The 15582-nt window shown below is 50.1% G+C and carries 15 protein-coding genes; 12 read left to right on the forward strand and 3 right to left on the reverse strand.

What is annotated here, in order from left to right; translation table 11 throughout:
- The first annotated feature begins 92 nt into the window (after nucleotides 1-92).
- The 3 genes from rplM to ACI3E1_RS03660 all read left to right on the forward strand — a co-directional run bounded on the left by rplM (nucleotide 93) and on the right by ACI3E1_RS03660 (nucleotide 2479).
- Nucleotides 93-536, forward strand: a complete 444-nt coding sequence (gene rplM, locus ACI3E1_RS03650) for a 50S ribosomal protein L13 (RefSeq protein WP_283582064.1) — start codon at nucleotides 93-95, stop codon at nucleotides 534-536.
- An 18-nt stretch (nucleotides 537-554) separates the two neighbouring features.
- A complete protein-coding gene (rpsI, locus tag ACI3E1_RS03655) occupies nucleotides 555-947 on the forward strand; it encodes a 30S ribosomal protein S9 (protein WP_405024303.1) in 393 nt (130 codons plus the stop codon).
- Between the two features lie 152 nt (nucleotides 948-1099).
- Nucleotides 1100-2479, forward strand: a complete 1380-nt coding sequence (locus ACI3E1_RS03660) for an MFS transporter (protein ID WP_405024304.1) — start codon at nucleotides 1100-1102, stop codon at nucleotides 2477-2479.
- A gap of 79 nt (nucleotides 2480-2558) precedes the next feature.
- Here ACI3E1_RS03660 and ACI3E1_RS03665 read toward each other — a convergent pair whose 3' ends face one another.
- The 3 genes from ACI3E1_RS03665 to ACI3E1_RS03675 are packed head-to-tail and all read right to left on the reverse strand — an operon-like array spanning nucleotide 2559 to nucleotide 4801.
- Nucleotides 2559-3242 (reverse strand): ABC transporter ATP-binding protein, encoded by a 684-nt coding sequence (locus ACI3E1_RS03665; RefSeq protein WP_405024305.1) that lies wholly within the window; start codon nucleotides 3240-3242, stop codon nucleotides 2559-2561.
- Nucleotides 3243-3246: 4 nt separating this feature from the next.
- Complete coding sequence (locus ACI3E1_RS03670) at nucleotides 3247-4308, reverse strand: ABC transporter permease (RefSeq protein ID WP_405024306.1); 1062 nt, start codon at nucleotides 4306-4308, stop codon at nucleotides 3247-3249.
- Nucleotides 4292-4801, reverse strand: coding sequence for a TetR/AcrR family transcriptional regulator (locus ACI3E1_RS03675; protein ID WP_405024307.1), 510 nt, complete (start codon nucleotides 4799-4801; stop codon nucleotides 4292-4294). The genes ACI3E1_RS03670 and ACI3E1_RS03675 overlap by 17 nt, the downstream gene beginning before the upstream one ends.
- A gap of 269 nt (nucleotides 4802-5070) precedes the next feature.
- Between ACI3E1_RS03675 and ACI3E1_RS03680 the strand changes: the two genes are divergently transcribed.
- The 9 genes from ACI3E1_RS03680 (at nucleotide 5071) to pcrA (ending at nucleotide 15580) form a co-directional block, all read left to right on the forward strand.
- Nucleotides 5071-6471, forward strand: coding sequence for a glutamate decarboxylase (locus ACI3E1_RS03680; protein WP_405024308.1), 1401 nt, complete (start codon nucleotides 5071-5073; stop codon nucleotides 6469-6471).
- 154 nt (nucleotides 6472-6625) lie between these two features.
- Entirely contained in the window at nucleotides 6626-7075 is a 450-nt protein-coding gene (locus ACI3E1_RS03685; protein ID WP_405024309.1) for a CopY/TcrY family copper transport repressor, read from the forward strand.
- A 67-nt stretch (nucleotides 7076-7142) separates the two neighbouring features.
- Nucleotides 7143-7616: a MarR family winged helix-turn-helix transcriptional regulator gene (locus tag ACI3E1_RS03690; protein WP_405024310.1), complete on the forward strand. Its 474-nt coding sequence runs from the start codon at nucleotides 7143-7145 to the stop codon at nucleotides 7614-7616.
- A 253-nt stretch (nucleotides 7617-7869) separates the two neighbouring features.
- The gene (locus ACI3E1_RS03695) at nucleotides 7870-9258 is read left to right on the forward strand and encodes a class II fumarate hydratase (RefSeq protein WP_405024311.1); all 1389 of its coding nucleotides are present in this window, start codon (nucleotides 7870-7872) and stop codon (nucleotides 9256-9258) included.
- Nucleotides 9259-9272: 14 nt separating this feature from the next.
- Nucleotides 9273-10679 carry a flavocytochrome c gene (locus tag ACI3E1_RS03700; protein WP_405024312.1) on the forward strand — a complete coding sequence of 469 codons (1407 nt, stop codon included), beginning with the start codon at nucleotides 9273-9275 and terminating at the stop codon, nucleotides 10677-10679.
- Nucleotides 10680-10807: 128 nt separating this feature from the next.
- Nucleotides 10808-11401 carry an ECF transporter S component gene (locus ACI3E1_RS03705; protein ID WP_405024313.1) on the forward strand — a complete coding sequence of 198 codons (594 nt, stop codon included), beginning with the start codon at nucleotides 10808-10810 and terminating at the stop codon, nucleotides 11399-11401.
- Nucleotides 11402-11995 (forward strand): glycoside hydrolase family 73 protein, encoded by a 594-nt coding sequence (locus ACI3E1_RS03710; protein WP_405024314.1) that lies wholly within the window; start codon nucleotides 11402-11404, stop codon nucleotides 11993-11995.
- Between the two features lie 84 nt (nucleotides 11996-12079).
- On the forward strand, nucleotides 12080-13231 hold the full coding sequence (locus ACI3E1_RS03715) for an ATP-grasp domain-containing protein (RefSeq protein WP_405024450.1): 1152 nt from the start codon (nucleotides 12080-12082) through the stop codon (nucleotides 13229-13231).
- Nucleotides 13232-13333: 102 nt separating this feature from the next.
- Nucleotides 13334-15580: a DNA helicase PcrA gene (gene pcrA, locus ACI3E1_RS03720; RefSeq protein ID WP_405024451.1), complete on the forward strand. Its 2247-nt coding sequence runs from the start codon at nucleotides 13334-13336 to the stop codon at nucleotides 15578-15580.
- The last annotated feature ends 2 nt before the right edge of the window (nucleotides 15581-15582 follow it).

Raw genomic sequence — 15582 nt, forward strand, 5'->3', positions numbered from 1 at the left:
AAGAGTATCATATTAGCTGGTATTGTTTGCCCCACAGTAAGCCCCGTTAACCTTATTGTTTGTCAAACATACAGAAATTGGAGGATATAATCGTGCGTACAACATATATTGCAAAGCCAGGCGAAGTTGAGCGGAAATGGTATGTCGTTGACGCCACTGATGTTCCTTTGGGACGATTATCAGCGGTTGTTGCATCTGTTCTGCGTGGTAAGAATAAGCCAACGTTTACTCCGCACGTTGATACTGGTGATTTTGTCATTGTTATCAACGCTGAGAAGGTTGCGCTGACCGGAAAAAAGGCTAAGAATAAGGTCTACTACCACCACTCCAACCATCCGGGTGGATTAAAGGAACGGACAGCCGGTGATTACCGTGAAAAGGATCCCGAGAAGCTCATTGCCCTTTCAGTTAAGGGAATGCTGCCGAAGGGTACTCTTGGTCGCCAGCAGCTGAAGAAGCTCCATGTATACCGTGGTGCTGACCATAAGCATGCTGCACAGCAGCCAGAAGTATTAGATATTACGAACTTAATCTAGATCTAGGAGGAAATCGAATTGGCTCAAGTACAATACTACGGTACAGGTCGCCGGAAGAACTCAGTTGCCCGGGTCCGGTTAGTTCCGGGGACTGGTAAGATTACGATGAACGGCAAGCCTGCAGAAGAATACATTCCATTTGCAAACTTACGTGAAGTCATGGTTCAGCCGTTTGACGTTACGGAAACAAAGGACTCATACGATGTGCTCGTCAACGTTAACGGTGGTGGCTTCTCAGGACAAGCTGGTGCTACGCGGCACGGAATTGCCCGCGCACTCCTTGAAGTTGACCCGGACTTCCGGGGCGCATTAAAGCGTGCGGGTCTCTTAACGCGGGATCCACGGATGAAGGAACGGAAGAAGCCAGGTCTCAAGAAGGCCCGGAAAGCTTCACAGTTCTCCAAGCGTTAATCGGTTATCGGTTAATGATAATGAAAAAGAACCCAGGTTTTTCTGGGTTCTTTTTTGTTTGTGAAAATAACACTCATCTAATAAAACGGTTATACTTTTGATGTAATAGTGATGAAGCATTTATTCCAGTTATTTTTTTAGGGGGCGATATTATGAATTGGGTAAAGCAATTATTAGCGCCGCCACCCGCGCAACCGCTTCGTGATAATGCGGAGGTACAACGGCGCTACCCGCGGTACCGTGTACGCGTTTTTATCGGTATTTTTGTTGGGTACATGGGGTATTACTTTGTGCGGAATACCACGGCGGTTCTTTCCGGAATCTTGCAGATGTCAGCCACCCAAATTGGAATTATTTCGTGTGCGTCGTACGTGGCGTATGGGATTTCCAAGTTTGTGTCCGGCCACATTGCTGACAGTTCAAACGCCAAGATTTTTTTGCCGTTAGGACTAATTTTATCGGGAATTGTTAACATCCTGATTGGGGTGATCCCAGGAATTATTTCCACCGTTTGGATTTTTACCGTGATGTACCTGATTAACGGCTGGTTACAGGGCATGGGGTACGGACCATGTTCGCGGTCGCTGGTGTATTGGTTTGATGACGAGGAACGGACGTTATGGGGGTCAATTTGGAACCTTGCCCACAACTTTGGGGGAGCCCTCGCCCCGGCTTTGGCTGGATTAGGATTAGCGGTTGCGGGAAATAACGCCATGGCCCGAGCGCATGCGGCGTACTGGCTTCCCGGAATTGTGGTTATTATTATCGCGGTGTTCGTGTACTTTATTCAGGAGGACACCCCAGAATCGGTAGGGATGCCGTCCGTGGAACAGTACCACCACTTGCTAGCCAAGAAGCAACCGGCAGCGGTACCACCGATGAAAGTGGTTATCCGCGAGTACATTTTACCGAACACGAAACTGCTGTGGACGTGCATGTACGGGGCATTTGTCTATGTTCTTCGGTACGGGATTGTTGTGTGGGCCCCGCGTTTTTTGGCAGCCCCGCAGAGCGTTGGCGGGAAGGCCGTGAACGCTGCCGCTGGGATGGGCGGCTTCTCGTTCTTTGAAATCGGGGGCGTGCTGGGAATGCTGTGCGCTATGGTAATTTGCCGGAAAGTCTTTAATAACTCGATGCCGTTAACTAACGTTGCTTTTCTGGGATTAACCATGATTCTGGTTGTACTTTACTGGTTTATCCCGGCAGGGAATCGCTACCTGCTTGCCGATTATGCGGTCTTAATTGGCCTTGGATTTGGTATTTATGGACCGGTAATGACGATTGGTTTGTACGCCATGGGAATTGTGCCGAAGATTGCGGCCGGAGCGGCGGCCGGCTTATCAGGTACTTTTAGTTACGTGTTAGGGGCGGTTGTCGCTACCCTAGTAATCGGAATAATTGCCGATCATATGGGGTGGCTTGCTGTCTTTGGGTTGTTCATCATTGCGGCCATTGGGGCAATTATTTGTACGTTATTATCCCGGAATAAGAAGCTGGAAGGGTTTCATCAGTCCCAGGAAAATGAAATTTAGCACCTAATTTGATTGAAAAAACGTGGTGGAAGTAACAACTTCCACCACGTTTTTTATGTGGTTTAACGGGCCGGTTAAATTACTTTTGAGTGGTTTCTTTGGTAAGCCGGCCGTCTTCTAAGTGATAGATTTCATCGGCAAAGTCACGGAGCCGCAGGTCGTGGGTTACAACAACAACGGCCTTGTGGTAGTTCCGGGCGAGCGTGGCAAGGAGTTGGCCTACCTTAACCACTCGCGGACTATCCAGGGCAGCGGTAGGTTCGTCGGCGAGGATGATTGCGGGATCGGGATACAGGGCCCGGGCGATGGCAACCCGTTGCTGTTGACCACCGGAAAGTTCTGCCGGGTACTTGTGTTGTAATTGGGCAATGCCTAAATCCGTTAGTAGCTGGGTAAGTTGGGAGGGATTGAGATTACCGGTACGTTTAACGCGATCCACCAGGGCAAACTGTTCGGTTACTGTTAGATAGGGAACCAGGTTGTATGCTTGAAGGATAAAACCAATCTGGGTGAGCCGCAGTTGGTCGCGCTGCTTTTTGTCCATTGTTGTTAGGGCGTTACCGGCCACGGTAACGGTTCCGCTTGTGGGGGTTTGTAAGCCCCCCGCAATGGTGAGGAGTGTGCTTTTTCCCGAACCGGACGGGCCAAGAATAAGGACCATTTTCCCCGCTGAAGCCGTGAAGTTGATGTCTGAAAGGACGTGGACGCGGGCAGCATCGTGGCCAAAGAATTTGTTAACGTTTGTAAGTTGAATTGCTGGCATGAAATTAACCTCCAATCACTGTTATGGGATCAACTTTAAGGATGGTGCGGATCGGAATTAGGGTTCCGAGGAGCGCCATTCCAATGAGGCCAACGCTTACCCCGCCGAGAAGTGGTAGGTTAACGGCCAATGGAACAGCGGCAGGAACGACTAGGAACGTCCCGGCCGTTAGTATGGCGCCAAGGGCTAACCCGATGACCGTCAGGAGAACCGCTTGGATGAGAACGGCGTTCACTAAAACGCGCGCGGGGATTCCCTGGGCCCGCAGGACGGCGTATTGGGAAAGCTTTTGCATGGTAATGATGTACAAGAAGACTGCAATGACGATCAGTGAAATTACCATCAAAAAGCCAATCATAAATTCAAAGGTCATGTTTTGAGCAGTGTATCCGGGCAGTTGTTGGATAAACTTAGCGACCGGAACCGTCGTGAGATTGCCTACCGTGCTTTTAAAGCTTGCCTGTTTTGATACTACGGCACTTGCTTTAAATCCAGCGGGAATGTTTTTGAGCTGCGGCCAACTTGCCAACCGGCCATAAATAACCGGGGCAATACTAAGCTTGGCGTTTTTGGTAAACCCAACGACGGTAAAGCGCTGGGCCACCGTGTTTAACCGGACGTGATCACCGAGCTGATAGCCGGCGTTTTTTAGTGAAGTGTCCAGGATGATTTCATGGTTTGTTTTGGGCATGCGACCTGCCACTAGTTGTAAGTGCTGTGCGATGTATTGGTGGGGCGCCAAGCCGATGAACTGGGCAGATTGCTTGGTTCGGTGAGTTCCCTTTAAAACAACCGGCGCTTGCCCTACGTACGCCTCGTTCGCCCCTAAGTGAAGTTTACCGGCGTCTTTAGTGGTAATCAACGACTGGGCCAGGTTGGTATTCGCGTCCTTGGTAAGGACAATTTGGCGGGTGTGCCACGAGTTAATGGCAGCCGTGTTTTGGTTGGAAAGTCCCTGGGCGAGGCTGGTTAAGATGAAGATTAAAAAGCTTACCAGGGTTACCAGGGCGACGATGAGCCCGTACCGGAGCTTTTCGTGGGTGATTTCTTTAAGTGCGAGAAACATGATGGTCCTCCTTTAGGTGATTAATTGCGGTAGCATAGCGATGAAGTAAGTCCTGCTGGTTAGCGGGCGTAACCAGAACGGCCCGAACCGTTTCGTGGGCAAGGACGGTAGCCGCCCATTCAACCGGGGCGAGGTTGGTTAAAGCGGGATGGGCATTGATGACCCCTTCGTTGACCGTAAAGTACAGGCGCAAAAACGCGGCATAGGGGGAGGCGAGAATAGCCGTTACGAACTGGGCAAGCTCGCTTGGACTGGTTATTGCGTGTTTAATGGGGGCATGAACGGTGGTCATAGCCGCCTGAAACACGGTGTGGTAGGCGTCTTTAAGGTCGGTAAAATACTTATAAAATGCACCCCGCGAAATTTGGGCATCCTTGATAATTCGGGCGACCTGTGCCTCAGCAAGGCTATAACGAGAAAATTCGGTGCGCGCCGCTTCGAGAATCCGTTCTTGTTTGGCAGCGGGCAAATGGGCAAACGTTGGTGTTGCCATAAAAACACTCCTTTCAGTGACACGGTGTCACCGGATGATGCTTGTAGCTTATCACATAAAGTGACACCGTGTCAACATTAATGCGTTGACGAAGGAATGATGAACCAGGCAGTGATTAGCTTGCGTTTGGCTTGGGATTAATGGTTGGCGGGGTTCATCAGCAAAAAGAAACCGGACTATCTTGAAGGCGGACCGTTGCTTTTATGAAATTACAGCGGTTTAATGATGGTAAACAGATAACTGTTTAGTTTATTAGTGAGGTGAGGGCGATGTTATACGGAAAAGAAGACCGGGAAACCGGCGACCTTGAGCCGATTTTTGGCTCAATTGGTGAGGGGCATGATCTCCCTAAGTATCGGTTAGCAAGAAAACCAATTGAGCCGCGGGTGGCTTACCAGTTGGTTCATGATGAGTTACTAGACGAGGGAAACGCCCGGTTAAACTTAGCAACGTTTTGCCAAACATACATGGAACCAGAAGCAGTTAAGTTAATGACTGAAACGCTTGAAAAGAATGCCATTGATAAGTCTGAGTATCCTCGTACCACGGAGATTGAAAACCGCTGTGTTAATATGATTGCTGCTTTGTGGCATGCTGATGAGGAGCACGAAAGGTTCATGGGGACCTCCACGGTAGGCTCATCAGAAGCCTGCATGTTGGGGGGCATGGCGTTGAAGTTCGCGTGGCGTAAGCGGGCTGAAGAAAAGGGTCTCGATTTAACCGCGAAAAAGCCCAACCTGGTTATTTCAGCCGGGTATCAAGTATGCTGGGAGAAATTTTGCAAGTATTGGGATGTGGAACTCCGCGCGGTTCCGCTTGATGAAGGGCACTTGCGATTGGATATTGATCACGTAATGGATTATGTTGATGAGTACACAATTGGGATTGTAGGAATTATGGGAATTACCTATACCGGCCAGTATGATGATATTAAACGGTTAGATGAAAAGGTGGCGGAGTATAATAAGCATTCCGAATACCCAGTCTACATTCACGTAGATGGAGCGTCGGGGGGATTGTTTGCGCCGTTTACAGAACCAGAATTAGAATGGGATTTTCGGTTAAAGAACGTTGTGTCAATTAACGCTTCAGGTCATAAGTACGGTTTAGTTTATCCGGGAGTTGGCTGGGTTGTTTGGCGCGACCAACGCTTCTTGCCAAGGGATTTGATCTTTAACGTGAGTTATTTGGGCGGTGAGTTGCCAACGATGGCAATTAACTTCTCTCATAGCGCTGCTCAAATTATTGGCCAGTATTATAACTTTATCCGGTTTGGTTTTGAAGGGTACCGTGATATCCACCGGCGAACGAATAACGTGGCGACATACTTGGCCCGTGCACTGAAGAAGACCGGTTTCTTTGAAATATTAAATGATGGTAGTCACCTCCCAATTGTGTGTTATAAGGAAAATCCGGCGAAGCAGCATGAGTGGACGCTGTATGATTTGGCGGATCGGCTGCTGATGAAGGGGTGGCAAGTCCCGGCTTATCCGCTCCCAGAAGACCTACAACAAACCGTTATCCAACGGCTAGTTGTGCGGGCGGACTTTGGGATGAATATGGCACACGCTTTTGTGCAGGACCTTCATGCCGCTTTGAATGAACTGGAACATAGCCACCTGGTCTTTCATGAAAAGGAAACGCCTAAGACGTATGGATTTACCCATTAATCAACAAGCGGTAATTAACCCTGGTTTATTGCGAAAAACGGGGGAATTGCCGCTTTTGCTGTTATGTTGGAACGGAAGGATTTTAAGGTTAGCCGTTAATGGACTTGGCAGAAAATGGTAGGATAATGGTACTAATTACTGGAGGAGGAAAACGATGAGCCAGGTTGAAATTAGCAATGCAGAATGGGAGGTTATGCGTCTGTTATGGTCGTTAGGCGAAGCTTCCAGTAAGCAGTTAGCGGATTTATTAGTCAGAAAGCAGGGGTGGAAGGCGGCAACCGTTAAAACCTTGTTAGGCCGACTGGTGAATAAGGAATACGTTGTGGCAAGGAAAAGTGGTCGGCGGTACCTGTACCGGGCAGTGGTAGGAGAGCAGGCAACAATTGATGCTCAGTTGAAGATGAGCTTCGATAAGATTTGCCAACGGCATGCTGGCCGGGCACTAATCCATGTAATTCAGAACATCCCCCTAACGACGGCGGACATTGAGCGCCTCATCGGGTTGTTAACCAAGCGGCGAAAGACCGCTCCGGATACATTATCGTGTAATTGCCTCTTCCCGCCGCAGGAGTGTCAGCAGGAGAAACCAAAAGCGATAAAATAGTTTTGTAGATAGAACTAAAATGTAATATACTAAGAAATAATTAAGAGGTTATTGGAGGTTATTGATAATGGCAACGTTTGAAAAGCTAATGTTGGATTTAAGTCAGCAGCTCCATCTGCATCAGGTGATTAGCGGCAACGACGACAGTGAAATGGAGCGTTTGGGAGCATTTGATATTTGTTACCTGGAAGCGATTAATCAACTGGGAAAGCCAACGATTGGAACGGTTTCTCACCTGTTGGATCAGTCAACACCCAACACTAACTACCATGTTAAAAAGTTGGTTAGTTTAGGGTTAATTGACCGGGTGATGGATAAAAAAGACCGGCGAGTTGCGCACCTGTTTGTCACGGATAAGTACCGTTCAATGATGCGGGCTGGTGGTGATGACTTCTGGAAGAGGTTACAAGAAGACCTGGGGGGAAAGGTTTCCGCTGATGACATCGCAACCTTCCAGCGGGTATTAAAGGAGACGGTGACGTTGTTACGGCAATCCGGGCTTGATAAAAGAATTGAGGAAAATAAGAAGCGGAAAGATTAATTTGTGCTTCTAGCTAAGCGGTGATCCGAATAATTGAGGGTCACCGTTTTTTTAGAGAATGAATTCAAAAAAATAAATGTATAGTTTCACAAATTCAGGAAAGGAGCACGGTAATTTAAGCTTAAACACGGCGATAAATATCAATTAGAACACCTATATTAAGCCAATGTAAGGGTTGACATAAAACTGGTCATTCTGTATTATTTTTGATGTAGGATAGGTAACAATTAACTCACTTTAAGGAGGAAGTACAATGACTGAATATCGCATTGAAGAGGACACACTAGGTCCAGTTAAAATTCCCGCCGAGGCATTGTGGGGGCCACAGACCGAGCGGAGTCGGAACAATTTCCCAACGGGCGAGTTGATGCCGATTGTGATTATTCGGGCAATGTTAAACATCAAGAAGGCCGCTGCTGAATCCAACCTGGAATTAAAGAATATTGACCAGGCAAAGGGTGAACTCATTATTCAAGCGGTCGACAGTCTGCTTGCCCTTAGTGATGATGAACTGCGGGCGGATTTTCCGTTGCACGTTTACCAGACGGGTTCGGGAACACAAACAAACATGAATGTTAACGAAGTTGTGGCTAACAAGGCGATGCAACTGGATCCGTCCATCGAGATTCTGCCCAACGATGACGTTAACCGGGGGCAAAGTTCAAACGATACCTTCCCGACGGCAATGAACGTGGCAGCAGTTGAGGCGGTTGCTCAACTTGAGAAGGCCGCTCAGCACCTAATTGACGAGTTAGCCAAGAAGCAAAAGCAGTACTGGAAGACCGTTAAGATTGGGCGGACCCACCTGCAGGATGCCACGCCGTTGACGTTTGGTCAGGAAGTAAGCGGTTGGGTCAGCATGGTTCAGCATGACCTGGACTATTTAAAGGAATTGGATGATACCTTACTTGAATTGGCGATTGGGGGAACCGCCGTTGGAACGGGCTTAAATGCTGTGCCGGGTTTTGCCGACATGATTGCTGCTAAGTTTAAGGAGTACTACGGCTTTGACTTTACTGCTAAGAGCAATAAGTTCTACGGGTTAGCGGCTCACTCTGGAATTAACGTGGTCCACGGGGCCATTAAATCGCTGGCAGCCGATCTGATGAAGATTGCTAACGACGTGCGATTCTTAGCTTCTGGTCCGCGGGCGGCGTACAACGAATTAAATATTCCGGCTAACGAACCAGGATCTTCCATTATGCCGGGGAAGGTGAACCCAACGCAGGCGGAAGCCATTACCATGGCGGCTACCCGCGTAATGGGGAACGACGTGACGATTGACGTGGCTTGCTCCCAGGGGAACTTTGAGATGAACGTTTACAAGCCAGTGATGATTGCGGCTTTCTTGGAATCCGCGGACCTGTTACGGGGCACGATGATGGGCTTTGCCGACAAGATGATTGCCGGAATGACGGTTAACGAGGAGCGGATGAAAGAGCTCGTTGATAACTCCCTGATGACCGTTACGGCCTTGTCGCCGCATATCGGCTATCACGACAGTGCAAAGATTGCGCAGCAGGCCGATAAGGAAGGAACAACCCTGCGGGAAGCAGCGCTGAAGTCCGGAAAGCTAACGGCTGAACAGTTTGACGAGTGGGTTGACCCATTGAAAATGACAAACATTGATCAGGATGACTAACGGAGGTAAGTGAAATGGCGAAGTTTTGGTACCAACCATGGGGCGCAAACATGCTGAAGAATCAGTATGACGTGGTAATTGTCGGGTCTGGAGCGACCGGGCTGGTGGCCGCAATTCAGGCTAAGGAACTTGGCTTGAAACCGGCAGTTTTTGAGAAGATGGAGAAGCTGGGGGGGAATTCCAACCGAGCATCTTCAGGGATGAATGCGGCGGAAACAAACGTGCAACTGCGGCATGGAATTGTCGACAGCATTGATGACTTTTACACCGAGACGTACCAGGGCGGTGGGAAGCTTAATGATCAGGATCTGTTGCGCTACTTCACGTCCCATGCTGCCCTTGCGGTTGATTGGCTCTTTGACCATGGGATTAAGCTTGAGGACGTGACGATTACCGGGGGGATGAGCCGGAAACGGGCCCACCGGCCTGCCAGCACGGCGCCAATTGGAGCGTTTCTTATCAAGCACCTGCTACAGGTGGTTCAGGAAGACAACGTTCCGGTCTTTAATAACACAAAAGTCACGCAGCTGTTACACGATGATGCTAATCGGGTCACCGGCGTAAAGCTGACCGATGAAAACGGGCAGGAACGAACCGTGAAGGCACCGGCGGTTCTTCTTGCTACTGGTGGGTTTGGGGCCGCTAAGGATCTCATCAAGAAGTACCGGCCGGATCTGGTAAACTACAAAACAACCAACCAAGAAGGGGCCACTGGTGATGGCTTGAAACTGGCGGAAGAGGTTGACGGCCAGCTCGTTGACATGAACTTTATTCAGATTCACCCAACCGTCCAGCAGGATAACCCACATGTATACCTGATTGGAGAAGCTGTGCGGGGGGAAGGCGCCATTCTGGTTAACGGCCAGGGGGAGCGGTTTATTAATGAATTGGATACGCGGAAGGTGGTTTCTGCGGCAATTACGGCCCTGCCAGAAAAGAGTGCTTACCTGATTTTTAATCAAGATGTTCGTGACCACGCTAAGGCCATCGATTTTTATGACAGCGTTGGGTTAGTCGAGCATGGCGAAACGCTTGACGCCCTTGCCAAGAAGATTGGTGTTCCGGCGGACAAATTAACGGCCACGATTGACCGGTGGAACACGGTGGTTGCTGATCAAAACGACGCAGACTTTGGGCGGACGACTGGTTTGAACCACCAGTTTACGGGTGGACCGTTCTTCGCCATCCACATTGCGCCGGCCATTCATTACTCGATGGGGGGCTTGCACATCGACCCGCAAACCCGCGTGTACGACACGAACGGGCGGGTTATTTCAGGATTGTACGCTGCCGGGGAAGTTGCCGGGGGCTTGCACGGAAACAACCGGATCGGGGGGAACTCCATTGCTGATACTGTAATCTTTGGGCAGCAGGCCGGCAAGCAAATTACCCGGTTTGTCCGGGAACACCAGAATAAGTAGGCGCTAACCAGCAAAAAATTAGTAGTCATCAACGGGGATGACCGCACCGGGTTTCAGGGACCCTAGCGGTGATCCCCGTTTTGAGGTATAAATGTAGTACAATAAGGGCCAATGAGGAGGGAAAACTGATGAATACAAAGAAACGGTTGCGCAAAATGGTCGCGCTGACGCTGTTGGTGGCGATCATTGTTGTCCAAAACATTGTGCCGTTTTTAGGGTATATTCCAATTGGCCCCTTAAGTATTACGGTGATCCCCGTTACGGTTGCCGTGGCGGCGGTAATTTTTGGCCCCCGGGCTGGTGCTTTAATTGGGGGGATTTGGGGGGTAATCGACTGGCTCCGAGCGTTTTGCTGGCCGACAAGTCCGCTGGCAGCCTTGGTGATGGTTAATCCGGTTGTTTCCGTGCTCCCCCGGGTTTTGGTTGGCGTGGTTGCGGGAATGGTGTTTAAGCGGTTGGGCCGACAGCACCGGCAACTTGGTGCCGCCGTGGCGGCGGGGAGTGGCGCCCTTACTAATACTGTATTAGTACTGGGCTTCATCTACCTACTGTATCGGGGACATGCGCATGCATTATACGGGGTGGCCGTCCATGCGTTATTGCCGTATTTGTTGACGGTGGTGGCGACTAACGGAATTCCTGAGGTGGTTTTAGCAATGATGGTAGTTCCTCCAATTACGTGGGCGTTGGCTCAGCGGGGATTTGGCGACAGGAGTGATTAAATGCGCCGGTGGTGGCGAAAATTAAAGCGAATAATCCGGCGCCACCGGCGAGGTGTGAGCGTAATTGTGGTAATGTTCTTTATCATTTGTGGCTTAACAGATTGGGGCGTTCGCCGCGCGCTACCACCCACTCCAGTGACGCCTGCCGCCCAGCAGCGGCAAACGTTTATTAAACAGGTGGCTCCTATTGCCCAGCGCGCCCAACGAGTTACCGGTGTCCCTGCTAGCATTACCCTGGCTCAGGCGGCGTTGGAGTCGGACTGGGGGCAAAGCGAACTTGCGCGTAAGTACAATAACTTATTCGGGGTCAAGGGAACCGGAACCAACTCGGCAATGATGCTGACCAAGGAATACGTTAACGGGCAGTGGATTACGGTGCGGGCTAGTTTTGTGGTGTATCCCACGTGGCAGGCAGCTGTGATGGCCCACGATGAGTTGCTTGCAGGTAATCAGCGGTATGCGGGAGTACTGCAAGCTTCCAATTACGTTGCGGCGGCCCGTGCCTTACAGAACGGGGGATATGCAAGTGATCCAGACTACGCGGCGAAGTTGATCCGGTTAATTAGGCAGTATCACCTTGACCAGTATGATTAATGATATGAACACTCTTTTGTAGTATGTTTGTGGTAAAATAACGTGAAACAAGCGCGTTTTGCGGATGAAAGGATCGTTGTTGGGATGGCGGATGATGTTTTATTTCCGGGCAGCACGGTCGGGATTATTGGTGATAGCCCGAACGGAATCATGTTGGCCCGGGCAGCAAAGAAACTAGGCTTTAAGGTTGTTGTGTACTGCACGCAGGAGGGGAATCCCGCCCTTGCAGAAGCGGACGTTCCAATGGTCGGACGAATGGACGACCACCAACGCCTCCAGGACTTTGCCCAGCGGTGTGATGCGGTGACTTACGAATCAGAAGAAGTTCCGCTGGAAGCCGTTGAGGTAGTTAGCAAGTACACGCAGGTACCTCAGGGAACGGAATTACTGGAGATCGCCCAGGATCGGCTGCTTGAGCGGGCCTTTTACGATCAGTTAAACGTTAACATTGCGCCGTACGCAACGATTATCACGCTGGATGATGTCTACCAGGCGGTTACTTCGATTGGGTATCCGTGTGTGTTAAAACCCGTTCAAAAGCAGCCGGGGGATGACCGGTTTATGATAATTAAGCGGCAGACGGACATCGCAAAGTGTGCGGGCCTGTTGGAACAGGGCGGAACGTTTATCCTGGAAACCTGGGTACCGTTTGTGAAGGAACTCTCCGTTATCGTGACCCGGGACGGGAAAAAGGCTCAGAATTATTTTCCAATTATTGAGAATATTTACCATGACGGGCGGTTACACGAAACACTCGTGCCCGCGCAGATTAGCCATGACGTTGAAAGGGAAATTCAGCGGCTATCGATGCAAATTGTTCAGCAGTTTAAGGCGCGCGGAACGTTTGAAGTTAGTTACTTTATGACGGCGGAAGGAATGCTGTATGTCAAGCGGATTGTGCCGGCTTTATCCATGCCAGGGTATGTCTTTGACGCGGCGATAAACATCAATATGTTTGCCCAGCACATCCGGGCGATTGCTAATATGCCGCTGGCGCGGACGGAGATTCTCGAACCAACAGCCATGGTAATTGTTGAGCAGGAGGATATGCCAGCATTGCGGACACAGTGGGTGCTAAAAAGCAATTGGCGGTATAACTTCTTTCGTTACCCGCAATCGCTGCAAGCCCACCGGCCTTTAGGCTACCTATTAGCAATGGCACCAACCATCAAGGAGGCCCGGGACCAGATTGATTCAACGGCAATTTGGGATACGGTGACGGAACCAGACGAATAATTGGGGGGGTGACAGAAGCCATCAAGGGATGATGGCGGCTGCCGCCCCGCTTTTTTTTGTTATAATGAAGATTAGCTAATTAAGGAGAAAGAAGTGGAACTTGTGGCAGTAAACGACCTGTTAGCGGGATTGAACCCGCAGCAACGCCAAGCGGTACAGACAACGGAAGGCCCGCTCCTAGTAATTGCCGGGGCGGGAAGCGGGAAGACCCGGGTACTAACTCACCGGGTAGCGTACCTGATTGCTGAAAAAAACGTTAATCCATGGAATATTTTAGCCATTACGTTTACCAATAAGGCCGCAACGGAAATGCGGACGCGGGTGAACCAAATTGTTGGGGACGGTGCTGCCGAGATTTGGGTGTCAACGTTTCATGCCCTGTGTATGCGTATTTTGCGGCGGAATGCTGGGGAAATTGGGTATGATCGTTCCTTTACGGTAGCGGGGACCAGCGAGCAACGCACCCTCATTAAGCACGTAATGAGTGACTTAAACATTGACCCTAAACGGTATGATCCGCGGGGGGTTCTTGGCGCCATTTCAAACGCTAAGAATGATATGTTAACGCCGGCGGACTACGCTGCTAAGGCGGTCGGCCCGTTTCAAGACGTGGTTGCAAAGGTTTACCGTGAATACCAAGAAGGGCTGCATGCTAATCAAGCGATGGACTTTGATGACCTGATTATGAAAACCATCCAGTTATTTAGACAGGCACCTGATACCCTGGCTTACTACCAGCGTAAGTTCCAGTACATTCACGTTGATGAATACCAGGATACCAACCAAGCCCAGTATGAGTTGGTTGCAATGTTAGCGAAGGCCAACCGCAACCTGTGCGTGGTGGGGGATGCCGACCAGAGTATTTATGGCTGGCGGGGGGCTAACATGCAAAACATTCTGGACTTTGAAGCCGATTACCCGGACGCCACGACCATTAAGCTGGAGCAAAATTACCGGTCAACGAAGACGATTCTTGCAGCTGCCAACGCGGTGATTAAGAATAATACCAACCGGAAGGAGAAGGCGCTGTGGACTGATAATGCTGCCGGAGACAAAATTAAGTACTACCGGGCGGATAATGCTAACGATGAAGCGTACTACGTGATTAAAAACATTAACCGCGAACGGCAGACTTCCAGACGCCATTACCGTGATTTTGCCGTGTTGTACCGGACTAACGCTCAGTCCCGAACGATGGAAGAAGCACTAATAAAAGCTAACGTACCGTATAAGATTGTCGGGGCGCATAAGTTTTACGAACGCAAGGAAATTGCGGATGTTTTGGCGTACCTGCGGTTAGCGACAAATCCGGATGATTCGCTTAGCTTCGAGCGGGTGGTCAACGAGCCCAAGCGGGGAATTGGGACCGGAACACTCGATAAATTACAGGCCTTTGCGGAAACCAACCAGTTATCGTTGTTAGCAGCAGCAGAAAGCGCCTCGTTAATTGAGGGGGTTACACCGCGGATTGCTAACCGTTTGTTGGCCTTTGCCCGGATGATGCGGACGTTTAAGGGTGCGGAAAAGGATACTACCGTCACGGAATTAACAAAGCAAATCCTCGATGAGACGGGGTACATGGACGCGTTGCGGGCGAATAAGGAACTAAATGAAAGCCGGATTGAAAACGTAAATGAATTTCTGACCGTAACGCAGGACTTTGACCGCCAGTGGCAACCGGAGGATGAGGAAGCGGACCGGTTTGTGGACTTTTTGGCTGACTTGGCGCTGGTTTCGGCTCAGGACGAAATTGAGGATGCCGACGAGGTCACACTGATGACGCTGCATGCGGCGAAGGGGTTGGAGTATCCGGTGGTTTTCATGGTTGGAATGGAAGAAGGGCTCTTTCCGCTATCCCGGGCGACCGAGGACCATGATGAGTTAGAAGAAGAACGTCGGCTAGCCTACGTGGGAATTACTCGGGCTCAGGAGGAGCTTTTCTTGACTAACGCCTTTTCCCGGACGTTATATGGGCGGCGGCAGGCTAACGTGCCGTCGCGCTTTATTGAAGAGATTAACGATGAGTTATTACAACCGGCCAATAATACCCTTACTCAGCGAAGTCAGCAACTGGATGAAGCTCATTTGCCGTTTGGAAACCAATCGCACCCAACACCGTATAAGCAACCGGCATATAAGCAACCGGCCGGAACGGTGGAACGCCCTCAAGGAACGGGTGCAGACAAGCAGACCTGGAAGGTTGGCGACCTTGTTATGCATAAGAAATGGGGGCAGGGAGCCGTCGTGAAGGTTAACGGAAATGGTGAAGACCTTGAACTTGACATTGCGTTTAAGGAGCAGGGGATCAAGCGGTTGTTAGCCGCGTTTGCCCCGATTACCAAGCTTTAGGA

Source organism: Ligilactobacillus sp. LYQ139 (assembly GCF_045033025.1).
Classification (GTDB): domain Bacteria; phylum Bacillota; class Bacilli; order Lactobacillales; family Lactobacillaceae; genus Ligilactobacillus.